Source organism: Dactylosporangium sp. CA-233914 (genome assembly GCF_050942935.1).
Taxonomy (GTDB): Bacteria; Actinomycetota; Actinomycetes; order Mycobacteriales; family Micromonosporaceae; genus Dactylosporangium.
Genome location: NZ_CP192030.1, coordinates 6,710,805 through 6,731,415 on the forward strand (window position 1 = coordinate 6,710,805; position 20,611 = coordinate 6,731,415).

21 protein-coding genes are annotated in these 20,611 nt (G+C 72.4%); 6 read left to right on the forward strand and 15 right to left on the reverse strand.

The genetic code is table 11. The annotated features are described in order from the left end of the window. Positions 1-19: 19 nt before the first annotated feature. From ACQPY0_RS30115 to ACQPY0_RS30130, 4 genes are all read right to left on the reverse strand, one after another. Positions 20-1,876 carry a tetratricopeptide repeat protein gene (locus ACQPY0_RS30115; protein ID WP_432967702.1) on the reverse strand — a complete coding sequence of 619 codons (1,857 nt, stop codon included), beginning with the start codon at positions 1,874-1,876 and terminating at the stop codon, positions 20-22. Between the two features lie 90 nt (positions 1,877-1,966). Then, positions 1,967-2,470, reverse strand: coding sequence for an NUDIX hydrolase (locus tag ACQPY0_RS30120; protein ID WP_432967705.1), 504 nt, complete (start codon positions 2,468-2,470; stop codon positions 1,967-1,969). A gap of 37 nt (positions 2,471-2,507) precedes the next feature. After that, positions 2,508-2,957, reverse strand: coding sequence for a hypothetical protein (locus ACQPY0_RS30125; protein ID WP_432967708.1), 450 nt, complete (start codon positions 2,955-2,957; stop codon positions 2,508-2,510). Beyond that, positions 2,954-3,313, reverse strand: coding sequence for a DUF6069 family protein (locus ACQPY0_RS30130; RefSeq protein WP_432967711.1), 360 nt, complete (start codon positions 3,311-3,313; stop codon positions 2,954-2,956). Before ACQPY0_RS30130 ends, ACQPY0_RS30125 begins: the two co-directional genes overlap by 4 nt. A gap of 109 nt (positions 3,314-3,422) precedes the next feature. Between ACQPY0_RS30130 and ACQPY0_RS30135 the strand changes: the two genes are divergently transcribed. Further along, positions 3,423-4,520, forward strand: coding sequence for a sensor histidine kinase (locus tag ACQPY0_RS30135; protein WP_432967714.1), 1,098 nt, complete (start codon positions 3,423-3,425; stop codon positions 4,518-4,520). Beyond that, a complete protein-coding gene (locus tag ACQPY0_RS30140; RefSeq protein WP_432967717.1) occupies positions 4,505-5,161 on the forward strand; it encodes a response regulator in 657 nt (218 codons plus the stop codon). Before ACQPY0_RS30135 ends, ACQPY0_RS30140 begins: the two co-directional genes overlap by 16 nt. 1 nt (position 5,162) lies before the next feature. On the opposite strand, the gene ACQPY0_RS30145 is transcribed toward ACQPY0_RS30140, so the two are convergent. The 6 genes from ACQPY0_RS30145 to ACQPY0_RS30170 form a co-directional block, all read right to left on the reverse strand. Then, on the reverse strand, positions 5,163-6,230 hold the full coding sequence (locus tag ACQPY0_RS30145) for an ABC transporter ATP-binding protein (RefSeq protein WP_432967720.1): 1,068 nt from the start codon (positions 6,228-6,230) through the stop codon (positions 5,163-5,165). Beyond that, positions 6,227-7,102 carry an ABC transporter permease gene (locus ACQPY0_RS30150; protein WP_432967723.1) on the reverse strand — a complete coding sequence of 292 codons (876 nt, stop codon included), beginning with the start codon at positions 7,100-7,102 and terminating at the stop codon, positions 6,227-6,229. The genes ACQPY0_RS30145 and ACQPY0_RS30150 overlap by 4 nt, the downstream gene beginning before the upstream one ends. Next, positions 7,099-7,971: an ABC transporter permease gene (locus ACQPY0_RS30155; protein ID WP_432967726.1), complete on the reverse strand. Its 873-nt coding sequence runs from the start codon at positions 7,969-7,971 to the stop codon at positions 7,099-7,101. Before ACQPY0_RS30155 ends, ACQPY0_RS30150 begins: the two co-directional genes overlap by 4 nt. Continuing rightward, positions 7,968-9,128 (reverse strand): ABC transporter substrate-binding protein, encoded by a 1,161-nt coding sequence (locus ACQPY0_RS30160; protein ID WP_432967729.1) that lies wholly within the window; start codon positions 9,126-9,128, stop codon positions 7,968-7,970. The genes ACQPY0_RS30155 and ACQPY0_RS30160 overlap by 4 nt, the downstream gene beginning before the upstream one ends. Before the next feature lie 85 nt (positions 9,129-9,213). Continuing rightward, entirely contained in the window at positions 9,214-9,585 is a 372-nt protein-coding gene (locus tag ACQPY0_RS30165; protein ID WP_432967732.1) for a PPOX class F420-dependent oxidoreductase, read from the reverse strand. After that, a complete protein-coding gene (locus tag ACQPY0_RS30170; protein ID WP_432967735.1) occupies positions 9,582-11,219 on the reverse strand; it encodes an ABC-F family ATP-binding cassette domain-containing protein in 1,638 nt (545 codons plus the stop codon). The genes ACQPY0_RS30165 and ACQPY0_RS30170 overlap by 4 nt, the downstream gene beginning before the upstream one ends. Positions 11,220-11,370: 151 nt before the next feature. On the opposite strand from ACQPY0_RS30170, the gene ACQPY0_RS30175 reads away from it, so the two are divergent. Next, complete coding sequence (locus tag ACQPY0_RS30175; RefSeq protein WP_432967738.1) at positions 11,371-13,284, forward strand: MDR family MFS transporter; 1,914 nt, start codon at positions 11,371-11,373, stop codon at positions 13,282-13,284. Between the two features lie 1,017 nt (positions 13,285-14,301). Here the strand turns inward: ACQPY0_RS30175 and ACQPY0_RS30180 are convergent. Further along, on the reverse strand, positions 14,302-14,478 hold the full coding sequence (locus tag ACQPY0_RS30180) for a hypothetical protein (protein ID WP_432967741.1): 177 nt from the start codon (positions 14,476-14,478) through the stop codon (positions 14,302-14,304). A gap of 641 nt (positions 14,479-15,119) precedes the next feature. After that, complete coding sequence (locus ACQPY0_RS30185) at positions 15,120-15,656, reverse strand: general stress protein (protein ID WP_432967744.1); 537 nt, start codon at positions 15,654-15,656, stop codon at positions 15,120-15,122. Between the two features lie 410 nt (positions 15,657-16,066). On the opposite strand from ACQPY0_RS30185, the gene ACQPY0_RS30190 reads away from it, so the two are divergent. Then, on the forward strand, positions 16,067-16,309 hold the full coding sequence (locus ACQPY0_RS30190) for a PspC domain-containing protein (protein WP_432967747.1): 243 nt from the start codon (positions 16,067-16,069) through the stop codon (positions 16,307-16,309). A 392-nt stretch (positions 16,310-16,701) separates the two neighbouring features. Here the strand turns inward: ACQPY0_RS30190 and ACQPY0_RS30195 are convergent, their stop codons facing one another. The 3 genes from ACQPY0_RS30195 to ACQPY0_RS30205 are packed head-to-tail and all read right to left on the reverse strand — an operon-like array spanning position 16,702 to position 18,806. Beyond that, positions 16,702-17,337 carry a nucleotidyl transferase AbiEii/AbiGii toxin family protein gene (locus ACQPY0_RS30195; RefSeq protein ID WP_432967750.1) on the reverse strand — a complete coding sequence of 212 codons (636 nt, stop codon included), beginning with the start codon at positions 17,335-17,337 and terminating at the stop codon, positions 16,702-16,704. Further along, positions 17,334-17,672 carry a hypothetical protein gene (locus ACQPY0_RS30200; protein WP_432967753.1) on the reverse strand — a complete coding sequence of 113 codons (339 nt, stop codon included), beginning with the start codon at positions 17,670-17,672 and terminating at the stop codon, positions 17,334-17,336. The genes ACQPY0_RS30195 and ACQPY0_RS30200 overlap by 4 nt, the downstream gene beginning before the upstream one ends. Before the next feature lie 36 nt (positions 17,673-17,708). Beyond that, positions 17,709-18,806, reverse strand: a complete 1,098-nt coding sequence (locus tag ACQPY0_RS30205; protein ID WP_432995433.1) for an AI-2E family transporter — start codon at positions 18,804-18,806, stop codon at positions 17,709-17,711. Positions 18,807-18,920: 114 nt separating this feature from the next. Here ACQPY0_RS30205 and ACQPY0_RS30210 point away from each other — a divergent pair, with 114 nt between their 5' ends. Next, positions 18,921-19,646: a lysophospholipid acyltransferase family protein gene (locus tag ACQPY0_RS30210; protein WP_432967756.1), complete on the forward strand. Its 726-nt coding sequence runs from the start codon at positions 18,921-18,923 to the stop codon at positions 19,644-19,646. Then, the gene (locus tag ACQPY0_RS30215) at positions 19,643-20,575 is read left to right on the forward strand and encodes an acyl-ACP desaturase (RefSeq protein WP_432967758.1); all 933 of its coding nucleotides are present in this window, start codon (positions 19,643-19,645) and stop codon (positions 20,573-20,575) included. Before ACQPY0_RS30210 ends, ACQPY0_RS30215 begins: the two co-directional genes overlap by 4 nt. Positions 20,576-20,611 lie beyond the last annotated feature (36 nt).

Here is a 20,611-nt window from a genome sequence, read left to right on the forward strand (position 1 = left end):
TCGTGCGGCCCGTACGGGATCAGCGCCGGCCGAACCAGCGGCGCTTGCGGCCCGGCTCCGGCGGCGGGGCGGCAGCCGGGACCGGGGCCGGGGGAGCCGGCTCCTCGTCGTCGGGGGACAGCAGGTCCCGGGCCAGCGCGGTCACCTCCGGCACCATGTCCGGCGTCGCGAGCACCAGCGCGGCCAGGGACTCACGGATCGTCACCACCCGGTCGCGGGACTGGGTGACGGCGGCCATGAACCGGTAGCCGACCGTGTCGCGGACCTCGGCCCGGCACCCCGGGTCCAGCCACGCCGCCACGACCAGCGCGAACAACGCGGCCTCGGTGGTCCAGTCCTCGACGCCGAAGGCGATCGCGGTCAGCAGTTCGCGGGACCGGGCCGTGTCCCCGGGCGGCGCGCCGGCCCGCAGCTGCTCGCAGTGCAGCAGGCCCAGGCACGCGTACGCCTGCGCGGCGCGCTCCCACACCCCGTCGGGCAGCGACTCGTCGGTCCCGGCCGGCGGGTGGGCCAGCAGCGCGACGAGGTCGTCGGCGGGCAGCTGGCCCAGCGGCAGGGCGTGGTCGTAGGCGGCCACCGGGTTGGGCCAGAACGGCCACACGACGCCGTTGAGCAGCTCGACCGCCGCCGCGGACGGCTCGGGCACGGCGGGGGAGGCGAGCAGCCCCTGGTACTGCCACAGCACCCGCCCGTCGGGGCGCTGCGGCTGCACCATGCTCGCCGGCGGCTCGCCCTCGATCGTCAGCCGCAGGCCCGGCAACTCCCGGTGCACGACCCGCAGGGCGCTGGGCACCTCCAGGGCCGACACCGTCGCGGTGCCCTCCATCCCGCGGTCGGCGCGCGGGACCTGGTGCAGCAGGTTGATGACCGACTCGGCCGGCCCGTCGACCATCGCCAGCCACGGCCGGCCGCGGCAGGCGCCGTCGAGGTCGCTGTGCTCGTGGCTGGTGACCGGGTGCTCGCGCATGAAGTCGACCAGGCCGACCAGGTGGCGCACGTCGCCGTCGCGCTGGAAGCGCAGCCGGGCGGCGGTGTGGACCGCGCAGTCGTACTCCGGCGCGCGCCGGATCGCCGTGTCGAGCAGTTCGAGGGCCTCGTCCAGCCGTCCGGCCTCGGCGAGCCAGTTCGCCATGTCCGCGCAGAGGTCGACCTCGTCCGGCTGGGCCTGCCACGCCTGCCGCATCACCTGCAGGGCCTCGTCGAGGCGCCGGTCGGCCTTCAGGGCGTAGGCATACCACACCGCGGTGAGCTTGTCGGGGCGCAGCCGGTGCCCGTGGGCTCCCCACCGCACCGCCTCCGCCAGCGCACCCGGGACCAGGGCCGTGAACCGCCGCGCCAGGCCGGCCGCGGCGCCGTGCAGCAGCGCGCTTTCCGGGTGCGCGGCGGTCGAGCGGCGGGCCAGGTCCAGATACACCTCGTTGGCCCGCGCCACCGCGGGCTCGGCCGGGTCGCCGAGGCTCGGCATCACCGCCACGAACAGCCGGGCCAGGTCGTCCGGGTCCAGCCGCCGCGGCTCGAGGGCACGGACCCAGCTCACGTCGGCCCACGGCAGCGCCGGGTCGAACCGGCTCGCCTGGACCAGCATCCGCAGCCCGCCGAGCGGGTCGTGGCGGCCCTGCAGGTGCGCGCGGGCGACCACGGTGCCGATGAACGCGGGCTGCTCGACCGGGAACAGCTCCAGCGCGCCCTCGTCGCCGGCCCGCGCGACCAGCGCCGCGAGCAGCTCGTGCACCTCGGGCAGGCCGGGCGCCCACGCGATCGCCCCGGCGACGTGACCGGCCGCGTGGCCGAGGTCGTCGTCGGCGAGGGCGATGCGGGCCAGGGACAACTCGCCGTGGGCCTGCGCGGTCGGGTCGTCGCGCTGGTCGTCGCTCACCGGGTGAGCGTATTGGGTTCCTCCCGCGTTCGGTGACCCGCCCCGCTTGTCAGACCCGCGGTCGCGTCACGCACCGGCGGTACACCTTCCTCAGATGGCGTTCGGGTCGCCCAGCGCCGGGTGGGCCGAGCCCACCGCGGCGAACCACGCCGCCGGCTCGTCGCGCAGCGTCTGCTCGATGCGGTGCCGTGCGAACGCCTCCACCGGCGGCAGCGCGTGCGGGGCGAACCAGCGCATGTCCAGCGACTCCTCGTCGTTGACCCGCGCCTGCCCGGACACGTGCCGGCAGCGGAACCACACGTTGAGGTAGTCGCAGCGGTCGCCGTTGGGGTACTGCACCGGATGCATCGCGACCCCGGCGATCCGCTCGACGGCGATCTCGATCCCGGCCTCCTCGCGCACCTCCCGCACGATCGCGTCGGCGGGCTGCTCGCCGGGGTCGATCATCCCGGCCGGCAGCGACCAGCTCCCGGTGTCGCTGCGCCGGCCGAGCAGCAGCTGTCCGGAGTCGTTGAGGACCACGGCGCTGACACCGGGCACGAGCAGCAGATCGTGCCCGACGTGCTTGCGCAGGTTCCGCAGATATTCAGACATGCCCACGGGCCCGGACCCTATCGGACGGCGCCCGCCGCTATCTCGGCCCGGCGGTGGCGCCGGCGATCACCATGGCGGTGATGAGCCGCTGCCGGCGCCGGGTCAGCACCGCGAAGCAGGCGGTCAGCACGAGCAGCTCCGGCTCCTCCCACGCGCCGGTGACCTCGACCCGCAGCGGCCGGCCCGGCCAGCCGGCCTGCACGTGGATACGGTCGCCGCCGCGGGTCAGCGTGCCCGAGTGCCGGCCCGGGCTCCACCGGGCCTCCCCGCCGGGGCCGGGGACGCGGACGCCGCCCGGGCCGAGGGCGACGACCGGCCGGCCGCCGGCGCGGGCCACCACGCCGAGGCGGCGCCGGTCGGTGACCTCGAGGTCGAAGTCGCCGGAGGTGGTGTGCAGGGTGGCGGCGCGCATCGAGCCGCGGGCCCGCAGCGTCGCGGAGCCGAACGTGTAGCGGCCGTGCTCGCGGCCGACCGTGTACACGCTCATCGGGGCAGCCCCGCGAGCAGGACCGCGCCGACGGTCAGGTGCAGCGCGGCGAGCCCGGCTACGGCGCCGCCGGTGTCCGCGCCGAGCGGGCCGGCCAGCGACACCAGCAGGACGAGCGCGGCGGCGACGATCCAGATCACCCGGCCCCGCGACGTGACCCGCTCCAGGATCTCCAGCAGTGCCCAGCCGAGGAGGCCGGCGAGCGCGGCGGTGGCGCCGGCCGCGACGGCACCGACGGGGCCCTGGCCCGCGACGGTGAGCCCGACGCCGGCGGCGTTGTGCACGATCAGGTACACGGCCTCGGCGGCGACGACGGCGCCCGCGACGATTCCGGCCCGTTTCAGTGGTGATCTCATGCCGCCGAGTGTGGGCGCGGGGCCGGGCCCGCCACATCGACCGGCCGGCAGCGCCGCCTACGACTTTGGTCGGTGGTCGCCGCGATTGATCACCACCTAACCTGCAACGGTGAGCAACTCCGGTCCGCCGCCGCGCCTCGCGGTCGTCGTGTCGGCGATCGGGATCGGGGCGCTGAGTGCGGCGAGCCTGCTGGCCACGCACGGCCCGCTCGACGTCGCGGTCGCCGTGGCGGCCGTCGCGCTGGCGGTGGTGGCGCTGTTCCGGCCGGTCGGGGCGGGCCTGGCCCTCGGCGCGCTGGCGGCGCTGTCGCCGGTGGCGACCCCGGCGGCCACGTTCGCGGCGCTGAGCGCGGCGCGGCGGCGCCCGCTGCGCGGGGCGGTGGCGGTGGCGGCGGCCGGGGTGGCGGGGCACGCGGTGCAGGGCTGGTGGCGGCCGTACCCGGGCCTGATCTACGGCTGGTGGCTGCTGCTGATGGCGGCCGCCTACGCGGCGCTGCTCGGCTGGGGCGTCTGGGCGCAGGGCCGCCACCAGCTGCTGCTGTCGCTGCGGGAGCGGGCGTGGCGGGCCGAGGCCGAGCAGGGCCGGCGGGTGCGGGAGGCGCGGCTGGCCGAGCGGACGCTGATCGCCCGGGAGATGCACGACGTGCTGGCGCACCGGCTGTCGCTGCTGGCGATGTACGCGGGGGCCCTGGAGTACCGCCCCGACGCCCCGCCGCAGCGCCTCGCCGAGGCCGCCGGGGTGCTCCGCCTCGGCGTGCACCAGGCCCTCGACGAGCTGCGGGAGGTGATCGCGGTGCTGCGCCACGAGGACACGGGCGCCGTCCGCTCGCTGCCGGACGTGCCCAAGCTCGTCGAGGAGGCGGTCGCGGCCGGGCAGACGGTCCACTTCCACGACGGCGCCGGCGGGCCCGACGTGCCGCCCGCGGTGGGGCGCACCGCGTTCCGGGTGGTGCAGGAGGCGCTGACGAACGCGCGCAAGCATGCGGCCGGGCAGCCGGTCACGGTCGCGCTGCGCACCGACGCCGGCCGGCTGGTGATCGACGTGCGCAACCCGGTCGCGCAGCACGTGCCGGACCTGTCCGGCGCGGGCGTCGGGCTGATCGGGCTGACCGAGCGGGTCGGCCTGGCCGGCGGCACGCTGGAGCACGCGGTGACCGCCACCGGGGAGTTCCGGCTGCGGGCGGAGCTGCCGTGCCGCAGCGAGTAGTGCGGGTGCTGGTCGTGGACGACGATCCGCTGGTGCGTTCGGCGCTGACGATGATGCTCGACGGCGCGCCGGGCGTCGAGGTGCTCGCCGCGGTCGGCGACGGCGACGAGGTGCCCGGCGCGCTCGACCGGCACGCGGCCGACGTGGTGCTGATGGACCTGCGGATGCCGCGGGTCGACGGCATCCGGGCGACCCGCCGGGCCCGGGCCCGCCCCCAGCCGCCGGAGGTGATCGTGCTGACCACGTTCGACACCGACGAGCACGTGGTGCGGGCGCTGCGGGCCGGGGCGAGCGGCTTCCTGCTCAAGGACACGCCGCCGGAGCGCATCGTCGAGGCCATCCGGCGCGTCGCCGCGGGCGACCCGATCCTGTCCCCGGCGGTCACGCGCCGGCTGATGGCCCGGGTCGCCGCCGACGCGGCCGGGTTCGAGCGGGCCCGCGCCCAGCTCGACGCGGTCAGCCCGCGGGAGCGGGACGTGGCCGCCGGCGTGGCCCGGGGCCTGACCAACGCCGACATCGCCGCCGAGCTCGGGATGAGCGTGGCCACGGTGAAGGCGCACCTGACCCACATCATGACCAAGCTCGACCTGGACAACCGCACCCAGGTCGCGATGCTCGTCCACGACGCCGGCCTGGTCTGAGTCAGACGGCCGGCACCGGCTCCGCCACGGTGTCCGCGACGAGGACCTGACCCTCGCCGACGCCGACCGTCACCGTGTCGCCCGGCTTGATCCCGGCCGCGGCGGGGGAGGGCAGGTCGACCAGGGCCTCGTCGCCGTCGCCGAGGCGCACCGACAGCCGGGTCAGGGCGCCGTGGAAGGTGCGCACGACGACCAGGTCGCCGCCCTGCTGCGACGCCTTGAGTGTCATCGCCTCCGGCCGGACCAGCACGACCACCTCGCCCGGCGTGGCCTGGCTGCCCTCGGCGAGCGGCCGGTCGGCGCCGAGCACGCGCACGGTGCCGTCGGCGCCCAGGACGCCGCGCAGGCGGTTCATCGTGCCGACGAACTCGCCGACGAACGGGGTCGCCGGGCGGTGGTACAGCGTGTCCGGGTCGGCGAGCTGCTCCAGCCGCCCCGCCCGCATGACCCCGACCCGGTCGGCGACGCTGAGCGCCTCGCCCTGGTCGTGGGTGACGAACAGCGTGGTGATGCCGAGGCGCTGCTGGATGCGGCGGATCTCGTCGCGCAGCTGGACCCGGACCTGCGCGTCCAGGGCCGACAGCGGCTCGTCGAGCAGCAGCACCCGCGGCTCGATCGCCAGGGCCCGGGCCAGGGCGACGCGCTGCTGCTGGCCGCCGGAGAGCTGGTGCGGGTACCGCTTGCCGACGTGGCCGAGCCCGACGAGCTCGAGCAGTTCCGCGGCCCGCTTGCGCCGCGCCGCGCCGTCCACGCCCCGCACCCGCAGGCCGAACGCGACGTTGTCGGCGGCGGTGAGGTTCGGGAACAGGCTGAAGGCCTGGAAGACCATGCCCATGTCCCGCTTGTTCGGGGCGAGGCCGGTGATGTCCTTCTCGCCGACCCACACGGTGCCGGCGTCGGCGGTCTCGAACCCGGCGAGGACCCGCAGCGCGGTGGTCTTGCCGCAGCCGGACGGGCCGAGCAGGGCGATGAACTCGCCCGGCTCGATGACGAGGTCGAGCCCGTCGAGCGCGTGGACCGGCCCGTAGCTGCGGCGCATGCCGAGCATGCGCACACCGACCGCGCTCATGAGTCACTCCGTGAGGTTGGGCGCCGGTCCGCCAGGGACACGACGAGCAGCAGGAACCAGGTGAACAGCAGGCTGGCGGTGCTGACGGAGACGGACAGCTGCCCGTTCGCGCCGGACATCTTCACCAGCCATGTCGGCAGGGTGTCGAAGAGCAGGATGCTGGCGATGGTGTACTCGCCCAGCACCAGCCCCAGCGTCAGGAACGCCGCGCCGAGGACCGCACCGCGCAGGTTCGGCAGCAGGACCCGCCACACGACGCCGAACCACGACGAGCCGAGCCCGCGCGCGGCGTCGATGAGGGTGCGGGCGTCGATCGCGCGGATGCCGGCGTCCAGGGAGCGGTACGCGAACGGGGTGGCCAGCACGATGTACACCACGATGAGGATGATCGGCAGTTCCGGGTCCTGCGAGGAGACCAGCGCGTCGCCGAACGGGGTGCCGGCGAGCTGGTTCGGGCCGAGCGCCAGCATGTCGCGCACGCCCGCGACCAGCGCGATCGGCGGGATGACCAGCGGCAGCAGCGACAGGCCCTCCACCAGCGGGCGCAGCCGGGGCAGCCGCAGGGTCACGGCGAGCATCGCCGGGACGGTGACGAGCAGCACGCCGAGGACGGTGAGCACCGCCAGGGACAGCGACCGGCGCAGGGCGGCCGGGAAGCCCTCCGCCTGCGGGATACTGGTGTAGTACTGCGCGGTGACGCCGCCGTGCACCTTGTCCTGGATGGTGAACCAGCCGGCGGCGGCCAGCGGCACCAGGAAGTAGACGGCGGCGATGACGAGCACGACGATCCGGGTCACGCCGGTCTTCTTCCGGCGCCGGCGCTTCGCCGGTTCGCCGGTCACGAGCGTGGGTTCGGTCAGGACCGCGGTCATCGCAACCACCTCGCGGTGCGGCGCTCGATCGTCCAGTACGCGGCCATCACGACGCCGACGAGGGCGATCATCTCGATGGCCAGGGCCGCGCCGACCCCGGCGTTGTCGGCCGAGACGTTGCCGGACAGGGCGTTGGCGATCTGCAGCGTCACCAGCGGCACGGTGCCGCCGACCATCGCCTGCGCGGTCGCGAACGCCGACATGGAGGCGCAGAACAGCAGCAGCGCCCCGGCCATGACCGGCGGGGCGAGCAGCGGGCCGGCGACGTGGCGCCAGTACTGCGCCCGGGTCGCGCCCAGGTTCTCGGCGGCCTCGGACCACTCGGCGCGCACGCCGTCGAGGGCCGGTGCGATGACGATGACCATCAGGGGTACGAGGAAGTAGAGGTAGACGACGGCGAGGCCGCCGAACTGGTACAGGCTGAACGGCGAGTTGCCGAGGTCGAAGCCGGTCCAGTCGGACAGCAGGCTGGTGACGACGCCGGCGTTGCCGATGGTGGCGATGAACATGAACGCCAGCGGTACGCCGCCGAAGTTCGCCAGCACGCCCGAGACGGTCAGCACCAGGCGGCGCAGCACGCTGCCGCCGGCGAGCACGGCCTGCGCGACCGGCAGCCCCACGACGGCGCCGAGCACGGCGCAGACGACGGAGAGCTTGACCGAGCCCCAGAACGCCGAGCGGTACCCGGCGTTGAACGAGTTGGACAGCGAGTCGCCCTCGAACGCGCCGGTGGCGAGGACGATCACCGGCAGCACGAGGCCGACGAGCATCACGAGGAGGAACGGTGCGACCGCGAGCCACGGGCCGCACCGCCGGACACGGTCCGCGAGGGACCGTGTCCGGGCGGCGGGTGCTGCGGGGGTCGTCACCCGGTCAGCGCCTTGGTCCAGCCGTCGGTGAGGACCTTCTTGGCCGCGTCGACCTGGTCCGGGGTGGGCAGCTGCGCCTTGGTCGCGTCGACCTTCGGCAGGGCGGCGACGAGCGTGGCGTCGGCCTTGCCGGACTCGGTCATCTTCGGCAGCCGGACCGGGCGGGCCGAGCCCTTCAGGAAGAGGTTCTGGCCCTCGTCGGAGAAGAGGAACTCCTCCCACAGCCGCGCGGCGGCCGGGTGCGGGGCGGTCTTGTTGATCGCCTGGCAGTAGAAGTTGCCGTAGATGCCGTCGGACGGCACCGAGACCTTCCAGTCGATGCCCTTGGACTGAAGTTCCTTGGTGTAGCCGGCGTTGAGGTAGTCCCAGTCGATCGAGATCGGGGTCTCGCCCTTCTCGATGGTCGCCGGGGTCGACTCGACCGGGATGTAGTTGCCCGACTTCTTCAGCCCCGCGAAGTAGTCGATGCCGGGCTGGATGTTGGTGAAGCTGCCGCCACCGGACAGGGCCGCGGCGAACACGCCGGCGAACGCCGAGCCGGACTTGGTCGGGTCGCCGTTGAGGGCGACCTTGCCCTTGTACTCCGGCTTCTTGAGGTCGGCGAACGTCTGCGGGCACACGGGGATCTTCTTGGCGTCGCAGCCGATGGAGATGTAGCCGCCGTAGTCGTTGTACCAGGCGCCGTCGGCGTCCTTCTGGTTGTCCGGGATGTCGGCCCAGGTCGCCACCTTGTACGGCGCGAACAGGCCCTCCTTCGCCCCCGACTGGGCGAACGCGCCGCCGAGGTCGAGCACGTCGGGCGCGCGGTCCTGGCCCTTGAGCGACTTGACGGCGTTGATCTCGTCCTGGCTGGAGCCGTCGGGGTTGTCGCTGTTGACCTTGATCCCGTACTTCGAGCTGAACGTGTCGATGATCTCGCCGTAGTTGGCCCAGTCCCGCGGCAGCGTGATGACGTTGAGCTGACCCTCGGCCTTGGCCGCGGCGATCAGGGCGTCCATGCCGCCGAGGTCCTGAGCGGACGTCGCCGCGGCGGCGCCGACCGTGTTGTTCTGGGCGTCCGCGGCCTTCTGGGACGAGCCGCAGCCGGCCACGGCGGCCACGACGGCCGCCGACAACAGCCCGGCGACGAGCCCGCGCCGCACGATATTGCGTTGCATTGAATGCTCCCGATAGCAGGTGCCGAAACGGCTTCGGCGGGCTCAGCGTCGGGGCGGCTGTTTGCTGGTGGCTGAACGCGGCGTGTCAATGCGGCCGATAGGTTCCCAACACCCTTGACACGGTGATCATGATGACGACCCGGTCCGGGTTCACCCGGGGTTGCTTGTATCGCCGCGCGTAGCGCTCCTCGGCGTCTCTGACGGCTTGCGGGTCTCGTGCTACGACCGCGGTGCCTTCCAGCGTGCTCCAGCGCCGGCCGTCGATCTGGCATACCGCGATGTTTGCGTTATGTCCGACATTTCGCACCTTCTGGGATTTGCCGGACGTGATGATGCGGGCGATGCCGGTCTGCGGGTCGTACGTCACGCCGACCGGGACGCTGTGCGGTGTGCCGTCGCGGCGGATCGTCGTCACCGTGCACAGGTGCCGCTCGGCCCAGAACTCCTCGAGGCTCACGCCGCGGTCACCCGGCCGTTGTCCACCCGGACGTGCCGGTTGGTGTGGACCGCCTCCAGCATCTGCCGGTCGTGGGTGACCAGCAGCAGCGTGCCAGGGTAGCTGGACAGCGCCGACTCCAGCTGCTCGATCGCCGGCAGGTCCAGGTGGTTGGAGGGCTCGTCCAGCACCAGCAGGTTCACCCCGCGCCCCTGCAGCAGCGCCAGCGCCGCCCGGGTGCGCTCGCCGGGGGAGAGGCTCGCCGCGGGGCGCAGTACGTGCCCGGCCTTGAGGCCGAACTTGGCCAGCAGCGTCCGCACGTCGGCGGGATTCTGATCCGGTACCGCGAGCCGGAACGCGTCGAGCAGGGACTCCTCGCCCTCGAACATCCGCCGCGCCTGGTCGACCTCGCCGACCACGACGCCCGGCCCGAGGTGCGAGCGGCCCTCATCCAGCGGCAACCGGCCCAGCAGCGCGGCGAGCAGCGTCGTCTTGCCGGAGCCGTTCGCGCCGGTGATCGCGACCCGGTCCGCCCAGTCGATCTGCAGGTCGACGGGGCCGAGGGTGAAGGCACCGCGGCGTACGACCGCATGGGTCAGCGTGGCGACCACCGCACCGGCCCGCGGCGCCGCGGCGATCTCCATCCGCAGCTGCCACTCCTTGCGGGGCTCCTCCACGACGTCGAGGCGCTCGATGAGCCGCTCGGTCTGGCGGGCCTTGGCCGCCTGCTTCTCCGTCGACTCGATCTTCTTCGACTTGCCGATCTTGTCGTTGTCGGGCTGCTTGCGCCGGGCGTTCTTGATCCCCTTCTCCATCCAGGCGCGCTGCATGCGGGCGCGCGCCTCGAGGTCGGCGCGGGTGTCGGCGTACTCCTCGAAGCGCTCCCGGGCGTGGCGCCGGGCGATCTCGCGCTCCTCCAGGTACGCGGCGTATCCACCGCCGTAGAAGTTGACCTGCTGCTGGTGCAGGTCCAGCTCCAGGATCGCGGTCGCCGTGCGGGTCAGGAACTCCCGGTCGTGGCTCACGACGATGACGCTCTTGTTCCGCTGCGCGGACATGAACTTCTCGAGGCGGTCCAGGCCGTCGAGGTCCAGATCGTTCGTGGGCTCGTCGCACAGCAGCACGTCGTAGCGGCTCAGCAGCAGGCTCGCGAGGTTGGCCCGAGCGGCCTGGCCGCCGGACAGCGCGGTCATCGCGAGGTCCAGGTCGACGGCCAGGCCCAGGTCGGCGGCCACCTCGGCGGCGCGCTCGTCGAGGTCGGCGCCGCCGAGGGCGAGCCAGCGCTCCAGGGCGACGCTGTACTCGTCCGCGGCCCGCTCGTCGCCGGTGAGCGCCTCGGCGGCGGCGTCCATGCGGGCCTGGGCCTGCGCGACGCCGGTGCGGCGGGCCAGGAACTGCCGCAGCGTCTCGCCGGGGCGGCGGTCGGGCTCCTGCGGGAGGTACCCGACGGTCGCCGTCGGCGGACTGAGCTGGATCGCGCCGCCTTCGAGGGGTAGCAGGCCGGCGACGGTGCGCAGCAGCGTCGACTTCCCGGCCCCGTTGACCCCGACCAGGCCGATCACGTCGCCGGGCGCGACCACCAGGTTGACGCCGCTGAACAGCGCCTTGTCGCCGTGCCCGGCGGTGAGCTCCTTGACCACCAGCGTTGCTGCCACGCCTTCGATGCCTCCGTTCTTGTCGTACCCCGCCGCTAGTCTCCCCTGGTGGGTTCGGGGCGGTCGTCGCGCCCCGCCACGAATCGGGGAGTAGCGTGAATTCTGAAACGCGACCGGATCGAAACGGCATGCTCAAATCTGGAGAATCGCCTTGAGCACAACAGCACCAGCCGCCGCGGGGGACGACACCACGCTGACGCACCGGCAGATCATCGCGATCCTGACCGGGCTCATGATGGCGATGTTCCTGGCCGCGCTCGACCAGACCATCGTGTCGACGGCGATGCGCACGATCGCCGACGATCTCGGCGGGTTCGACCTGCAGGCGTGGGCGACGACGGCGTTCCTGATCACCTCGACGATCTCCACCCCGCTCTACGGCAAGCTGTCGGACATCTACGGCCGCAAGCCGTTCATCCTCTTCTCGATCGGCATCTTCATCGTCGGCTCGGTGCTGTGTGGCGTCGCGCAGTCGATCTACCAGCTCGCCGCGTTCCGGGCCGTGCAGGGCATCGGCGCCGGCGGCCTGTTCTCGCTCGCCTTCGCGATCATCGGCGACGTCGTGCCGCCCCGCGAGCGGGCGAAGTATCAGGGGTATTTCCTCGCCGTCTTCGGCACCTCCAGCGTCCTGGGCCCGGTCCTGGGCGGCTTCTTCGCCGGCTCCAGCGACATCCTCGGCATCACCGGCTGGCGCTGGATCTTCTACATCAACGTGCCGATCGCCTTCGCCGCGTTCCTCGTCGTCCTGCGCGTGCTGCACATCCCGCACCGCCGCCAGGACCACCGCATCGACTGGCCCGGCGCGCTCGCCCTCATCGTCTGCCTGGTGCCGCTGCTGACCGTCGCCGAGCAGGGCCGCGAGTGGGGCTGGGGCTCGGGCCGCTCCCTGCTGTGCTACGGCATCGGCGCCGTCGGCCTGGTGCTGTTCCTCGTCGCCGAGACGGCGTACAAGGAGGAGGCGCTGCTGCCGCTGCGGCTGTTCCGCGGCCGCACGTTCTCGGTGGCCTCGATCAGCAGCTTCGTCCTGGGCATGGCGATGTTCGGCGGCCTGCTCACGCTGCCGCTCTACCTGCAGATCGTCAAGGGCGCGACGCCGACCGAGGCCGGCCTGCTGCTGCTGCCGCTGGTGATGGGCATCATGACCGGCTCGATCGTCTCCGGCCAGGTCATCGCCCGCACCGGCCGCTACCGCATCTTCCCGATCGTCGGCTCGGTGCTCATGCTCGCCGCGCTGCTGCTGTTCTCGCGCATCGGCGCCGACACGCCGCTGTGGCGCACGATGCTCATCATGGCACTGATGGGCCTCGGGCTGGGTGGCAACATGCAGCCGGTCATCACCGCCGTGCAGAACGCCGCCAACCCGCGCGAGATCGGCGTGGCCACGTCGACGGTGACATTCTTCCGCTCGATGGGCGGCACCCTGGGCGCGGCGGTCTTCCTGTCGGTCCTGTTCAGCATCCTGCCGGACAAGATCAAGTCGGCGTACTCCGCGGCCGGCCACACGCCCGAGTTCAACGCCGCGGTCCGCGCCCACCCGCAGGACCTGCAGAAGGTCCAGCAGAGCGCGGGTTCGGGCGGCGGCGGCCTGAGCGACACGTCGTTCCTGGAGACGCTGGACAAGGCCCTGGCCCACCCGTTCAAGGTCGGCTTCGCCGACTCGATGAGCCTGGTGTTCATGGTCGCCGCGGGCATCATGGTCGTCGGGTTCATCGTGATCCTGTTCCTGCCGGAGATCGCGCTCCGCTCGATGTCGGCGGCCCAGGCCCGGGCCGCGGAGGACGCCGCCGCCAGCAGCGCCGCATCCGCCACCGCCTCGCCGGCCTCCGCGCCCGCGTCCCCGAACGGCGGCCCCTCATCCGGCGGCGCGACCGGCTCGTATGCGGCGCCCGCGGGCGCCGGCTCGGCCTCGCCGAACGGCGGCGACGCCGCGGGTGGCGCACACGCGTCGAGCGAGGTGGCGGCCCCGGGCAACGGCCACACGCCGTCGCACGCGCTACGGCCGGGCGTCCACGAGGCGGACGGCGAGGCCACGGCCTCGGACGCCCCGCCGCGCCACGCCCGCTGACGTGCTCGGATCAGCCGCCGCCCGGGCGGCGGCTGATCCGCCATCGACGCATCACGCCGGGCCCGGTCCCTCCTCCCGTAGGTGGGCCGGCCTTCGTGGGGCGGGTCCGGGTCTGTGGCGCCGGGGTGATGTGCGGGGCGACGAGCACGACGTCGGCGCCCGCATCGTTCGCGCCCGTTCCCCCCGGGCGGGCCGGCTTCGCGCGTTCGCGTTGCGCTGTATTGCCGTCTCACAGGCCGATGTCCAGTCCTGCGCGCCGGCGATCTGACGACGTGGCGGCGTGCCGTCGATTCCGCACCGCCGAGGGCCGCAACGGGCCCGCTGAGCCAACCGGACCCCACAGGCTGGTGCTGGCGCGTGTTCGGCGAATTACCGGCGAGCCCGGTGTGGCCCGACACGGCCGCTGCGCCGGTGGCAACCGGGTTGTCGAGGGTATAACTCGAGCACCGACCATGAATCAGGGACCAGGCCTTGGCCGGGGTCGGCAAGGTGCTTGCCCTGACCGGGATCGTGGTCGACGTGTGCTGAGCCGTGGTCGGTGGGGCCGGACGCCCCGCGCGACCGATACAACCTCGCCGCGGCCGGCGCGAGGTCACGAGCCAACCGGTCCCCATCCGCGAAGACCGGCCGGGGTCATCGGCGGTCCGCCGGCCTTCACGGTGGGCGACTCTCCGCGGTCGCGGGTCTCGGCGACGGTCCGTGGCCGTGCGTGGGGCCGGCCGGGTGAAAGCCTGGGCCATGCCTGACGACGCCGATCCGGCCCGGCGCTGTGGCGGTTTTCGTCATGGTTCCGCTCGTAGCCCGGCTGCGTTCGTGCCTGCGTTCGTGCCTGCGTAGCCGGTCTCCCGATCTGCTGAGGCCCGGCACGGTCGCCCGGAGCGTTCTCGTGTTACAGGCGCGCCGCCTCGTCGCTGCTGGCGCCCGCGGTCCTGGTGCTGCAGGGGGTCATGGAACCGCGCCACAACGCGTGGCTCGCGATCGGCACGGCCCGATTCCCATGAGCCATAACCTAGTATCCTAGGATGCCTTGGCGGAAGTGGCGGCGGTCTCAGCCGACGAGGCGGGCGTCACGCCCGCCTCCAGCAGGTACGAGTGGCCGTCGAGGCCGTCGGGCACATCGCTGATCAGCTCCCGCGCGGTGGTGTCCTTGCCGGCGAGGATCCGGTCCGGGTCGTCGCGGCGGCGGCGGTGCACAGGGCCGTGACCCCGGCGGCGCCCGCCTCGTAGTCGTCGGCCACGCCCCGCTGCTCGACTCCGGACGAGGCCGGGCAGCATCAGGGCCACCAGGCCGGTGCGGTTCCGGCCTGGGTCGCAGTGGAGGACGACGCCGCCCGGCTGGGCGCGCGTGACGGCGGTGACGGTGGCCGAGCACCGGTCGGGCTTGCTGTTGAGGACCGGCCAGCCTCGCAGCGGAGGACGACGCCGCCCGGCCGCGCGTGACGGTGGCCGCGCGCCGATCGGGCTTGCTGTCGAGGAACGGGTTGGCGGCGTGGTCTTCCACCGCTCCCAGGGCCAAGACTGGGACGGGGCTGCTTCCGGGCCCCCAGATCACGCCGATACGGGCGATGACGACGTTCAGGCCGCTGGCCAGGGCGAGGACCTCGGCGATCTTCTCGCGCTTCTTCGCGGCCGGGATCGGATGCGGCGAGGCCGTGGGCAGCGGTGCGTCCGTGCCTTGGAATCGTGGCCGCTGACGGTGCGGTTACCTGGGCGGTCGGGGCTGGCTGCGCGGACGGGATCGGTGCCGTTGCGCTGTGTGGTGCTGGTTCGTGGTGGGCGGGGAGCTGCGCGCCGATCGCGGCGCGCAGCCGTCTGCCTGCTGAGCGTGGTGTGCGTCAGTTCGCGGCGCGCCAGTTCTGGCGGGTGATGAGGACTCGGGCCTCGTCGGCGTACTCCGACTCGACGGTCACGGCGTACTCGCCGGCCTGCAGGGAGCTGCGGGACGTGAAGTCGCGGCGACCGCCGGTGAGCGCGTGGGCGATGGCGCCGAAGACGCCGCCCCACAGGGCGCCGACCAGGATCGTGGTGATCAGGATGCCCAGCCAGTTCGAGTTGCTGAACAGGGTGAAGAGGATGCCGACGAACAGGCCGAACCAGGCGCCGCTGGCGACACCGGCGAGCGCGGCCCGGCCAACCGTGAGGCGGCCGAGGACGTTCTCGACCAGGCGCAGGTCGGTGCCGATGATCGCGGTCCGCTCGACGGGGAAGCCGTTGTCGGAGAGGTAGTCGACCGCCTGCTGCGCCCCGGCGTAGTCGGCGAAGCGGGCGACGGTCACGGTTGTGCGGGCGATCTCGACGAGCGCGCCGAGGTTCGGGTCGGGGTCGGGCTCGGGGGAGGGAGTGGGGGGTTCATCCAAGGGAGGGGTCGTCATGCGGGTCAGGGTAAGGATGTCCGGGACGTCCCGCGCGGCACGGCGCGATGCTTTTTCGAACGGCCACGATCTATTTCGCACGGCACGCCCACCCCATCCGACGCCGTTCATGGCGAAGCCGCTGGGCAGTCACCGGCCGTCCGTCGCAAACGAGGAGTCGTCACCCGAGCTATGACGGCGCCACACATTCCGGCCCGTGCGTCGCCGTGCTCTGCGTCCGCGGCGGTGGCGGTTTCGGCGGTGGCCGTTCGATCGGCGGCTCACCACCGACGCGCGTTCCGGAGAGTACGGAGAATGTTGCCCTCGGGGAGGGTCTGATCACCCTGCGTCGGAATCCGGGTGAGGACTCAGGGGTCTTTCGGGGCGTCACCCGAGGTCGTCGGGGCGTTGCGGCGAGCAGTCTTGCAGGCATGGCCGACATCAAACGCCTCCGCCGCTCGTGGACCGACCGGACCGTCGCCGGGGTGCTGGGCGGCATCGCCGAGTACCTGGGCGTGGACCCGACCATGGTCCGCGCCGTCTTCCTGCTGTCCATCCTGCTGACCGGGGGCGTGGCCGTCCTCGCCTACCCGATGCTGTGGATCGTCATGCCTGAAGCGCCGCCGTCGCCCGTCAGCCCTGCGCCGAACGATCACCTGCCCAATGGTGCGTAAGTGGCTCCTGTTCCTCGCGTGACGATCCCGGCACGCGGCGTGCCGCCGCTCGCTCGTCCGGCGAGCGGGACGGTGCTGCTGGCGCACACGACGGCCCGAGTTCGAGCGGGCTGCCGGGCTGACCGGGCGGTTCCCCGGCAAGCACGTGTTGTTGTTGTCACCGGGCGCTCGCACCGAGTGGTACTCGGCGAACGCCACATAGGGCGCGGCCGTTCCTGCACGACGTTCTGCCCAAGCTGAAGCCCGGGCCGGTGGCCGGACTCGGTGCAGATCCCGGCGCTCCCGCGCTGCTGCACGCCGAGATCTGTTAGCCGGACAGCTTCGCGTGCGTGCTGTTCCCGCAGTCCGGCAGCTTCTTCGCGCCGGACTGCCGTAGGGGAACGGGGCCTCGCTCAGCGGGGCCAGTCGCGCAGGCGGTGGCGCAGGGCCGCGATGCGCTGCGTGTCCAGGCCGTAGAAGGCGAAGCGGCCGTCGTCGAGGCGGTCCAGGTAGCGGCCCGCGGCCAGTACGTCGTCGAACTCCAGGGCCGGGTCCTGGCGGCGGGCCAGCTCCAGCAGTTCGCCGACCGAGTAGCGCTCCATCGCCGCGGCGACGTCGATGTAGTCGCGGACCTCGCGGCGGTTGACCAGCGCCGCGACCTTCGTGGCGATGAGGTCGTCCAGGTGCATCACCGGGCCGACGTCCATCATCACCGGGCTGTGGCGGCGGTCGAGGCGGGAGAGCGTCAGCCGTACTGTGCGAGCTCCGTCACCGACCGTGAACTCCCGCTGGTCGAATCCGGCGAACAGCTCGAGCAGGTCGTCGGCCTCCTCCTCGTGGACGGTGTAGCCGGCCTCGCGCAGGGCGGCGCACACCGCGTCGGCGGCCGCCCCGGCGGCGCCGTCGGTGTCGGTGAACAGGTCGACGTCCTCGGTGGGGCGTTCGACGAGGCCGTTCATGAGCCAGGCGAAGCCGCCGCCGAGGACGAAGCCGTGCCGTTCGGCGACGGCGAGCGCGACGCGGGCGACGTCTGTGTAGAAGGCTTTCACCGGGTGCGCAGGGCCGCGTGCCGGGCCTCCCACGCGCGGCGCACGCCGTGCGGCAGGTTCAGCTCCGGCCAGACCCGCACCAGGATCTTCTTGTTGAGGAAGCGGCGCAGCTCGTCGTGGCGGATCGCCTCGCGCAGCACGTTCTCGTACATCCACAGCAGCATGTCGTGGTTGTCGAGGTCGAACGCGCGCCTCGGGTTCCACATCAGCCGCTGCGGCAGCTCGACGACGCCGCGGACGGGGCCGCGCAGCTCCTCCAGGGTCCGCGAGACCAGCGCAGGGCGGTGCGGCCGGGCCAGGTAGGCCAGTGTTCCGCGTGCCGACTCGTCCTGCATGGCCCGAAGTGTACCGGAGGATGCGGTCCGTGACGCTCAGCGTGCGTTCTGGCGCGGGATGATGACCTCGCGGACGATGAGCTGGATCGCCGCGACCACCGGGATGGCGATGAGTGCGCCGACGACGCCCATGAGCGCGACGCCGACCAGGACCGAGATGATCGCGGCCAGGTCGGAGACCTTCACCGCGCGGCGCATGACCGTCGGGTAGATGAAGTAGTTCTCGACCTGCTGGTAGATCACGAAGAAGATGACGCACGCGATGCCGGCCTGCAGCGATGTCGCGAACCCGACGATGCTCACCACGACCGCGCCCAGCGTCGCGCCGATCTGCGGGATCAGGTCCGTGACGGCGATGAGGACGGCGAGGGCGTACGGGTAGGCGATGCCCAGGATCAGCAGGAACACGAACGACGCCAGGCCCGCGACCACCGCGATCGCCAGGGCGCCGCCGAGGTAGGCGCCGACCTTGGCCAGGATCTCGTCGCCGAGCAGCCGCACACGCTGGCGGCGCGAGGCGGGGACGAGCTTGTACCCGCCCTCCTTCAGGCGGTTGAAGGCGGCCATGAAGTACAGGGTGAGAATGATGACCGTCAGGATGTTGAACAGTGCCGAGAACGCGACCTGGACCCCGCCCCAGACCCCGCCGAGGGCCTTGGTGACGTTGCCGGCCGTCGCGACGTTCTTGAGCTGGTCCAGCAGCTTGTAGTCGTCGTTGAGCTTGTTGAGCTGGTCGTTGCGTTGCAGGTTGTCGATGTAGTGCGGCAGGTTCTCGATGAGCTCGTTGCTCTGCTGGACCAGCGGCGGGATGAGCGCCACGATGCCGCCGCAGAGCACCAGCATCGACCCGATGCCGACCAGGGCGACGGCGAGCCCGCGGGGCAGGCCCCACTTCACCAGCCGTACGACCGCGGGATTCAGCCCGATCGCCAGGAACATCGCGATGAAGATCAGGACGAGGATCGAACGGACGTTCTGCACGGCGAGGTAGGCCGAGTACGCCAGCAGTAGGCCCAGCCCCGCGGTGAAGCCGATGATGAGCGGGGAGCGGCGCATCGGGGGCCCCGGGTGGCCGAAACGCGGTTCGGGTTCGGGCTCCGGTTCGATCACGACGACTTCCACGTCGATCTCGATGTCAGGCTTTGCCGGCGCCTTGACCTCGTCCTGCACTGTGAACTCCCTGGGAAGTCAGATGGTCTTGAGGCAGGGTACCGGGTGCGCGCACCAGTTCGCCGTTAGCGTTAGTGCATGGCAGATGTCGTGTACCCGCCGGTAATCGCGTTCGCGAGGACCATGTTCCGGGCTCTGAACATGAAGATCACGATTGAGGGCGAGGCACATGTGCCGGCCGGCGGGGGCGCCGTCATCGCGTGCAACCACATTTCGTACCTCGACTTCATCTTTTGCGGCCTCGGCGCCCGCCGGTCGCGGCGGCTCGTGCGGTTCATGGCCAAGGACTCGATCTTCCGGCACCGGGTCGGCGGGCCGCTCATGCGTGGCATGCACCACATCCCGGTCGACCGTGACGCCGGCATGGCCTCGTACAAGGCTGCCCTGTCCGCGCTCAAGGCCGGCGAGGTCGTCGGGGTGTTCCCCGAGGCGACGATCAGCCCGTCGTTCATGATCAAAGAACTCAAGAGCGGCGCGGCCCGGCTCGCCGCGGCGACCGCCACCCCGCTGGTGCCGATGGTGCTGTGGGGCACCCAGCGGTTCTGGACCAAGGGGCACCCACGAAATCTCACCCAGCGTGGTGTGGCGGTCACCATCTCCATCGGTGAGCCGCTGTATCCGGGGCGTCGCGAGAACCAGGATGCGGTGACCGCGCAGCTGCGGACCCGCATGGAGGCGATGCTCGACCGGGTCCAGCGGCGGTACCCTCAACAGCCGTCCGGCCCCGATGACACCTGGTGGCTTCCCGAGCACCTGGGCGGGTCGGCACCGAAACCCGCTGTCTACGAACCGGAGGCCCAGTGAAGCAGGCCGAGCCAACCGACCTGCTCGTGCAGTTGCGCGAGCTCGAACCCGTCGTGGAGGAGAACCTCAACCGGCACCTGGCCACGGCCAAGGAGTGGTTCCCGCACGAGTACGTGCCGTGGAGCGAGGCCCGCGACTTCGACGGCGTCCTCGGCGGCGAGGCGTGGGAGCCGGGGCAGTCGAAGCTGTCCGAGGTCGCCCGGATCTCGCTCATCGTCAACCTGCTCACCGAGGACAACCTGCCCAGCTACCACCACGAGATCGCGACCGTGTTCGGCCGTGACGGAGCGTGGGGGACGTGGGTGCACCGGTGGACGGCCGAGGAGGGCCGGCACGGGATCGCGATCCGTGACTACCTGCTCGCTACGCGTGCGGTCGACCCGGTCGCGCTGGAGCGGGCCCGGATGGCCCACATGGAGGGCGGGTTCCGCAACTCCTACGAGGGGCTCATCGAGCCGATCGCGTACGTGTCGTTCCAGGAGCTCGCGACCCGCGTGTCGCACCGCAACACCGGCACGGCCTCCGGCGACCCCGTCTGTGAGCAGCTCCTGGCGCGGGTTGCCGCCGACGAGAACCTGCACATGGTCTTCTACCGCAACCTGCTCAGCGCCGCGTTCGACCTCGCCCCGAACCAGGCGATGCGCGCGGTGACCCGCGTGGCGAGCACCTTCCAGATGCCCGGGCACACCATCGAGAACTTCGGGCGCAAGTCCGTGCAGATCGCGAAGGCCGGCATCTACGATCTGCGACTGCACCACGACGATGTGCTCGTACCGGTGCTGCGGCAGGTGCGGGCGTTCGACCGGTCACTGTCGGGCGACGGGGAGGCGGCCCGCGAGGAGCTCGCCACCTACATGGCCGACCTCGACGCCCAGGCGTCACGCTTCGTGGAGCGCCGCGAGGCGCATCGGGCCCGCGCGGCCGTCTGACCCTGTCGCTGTCGCGGCTCCTGACGGGGCGTCCTC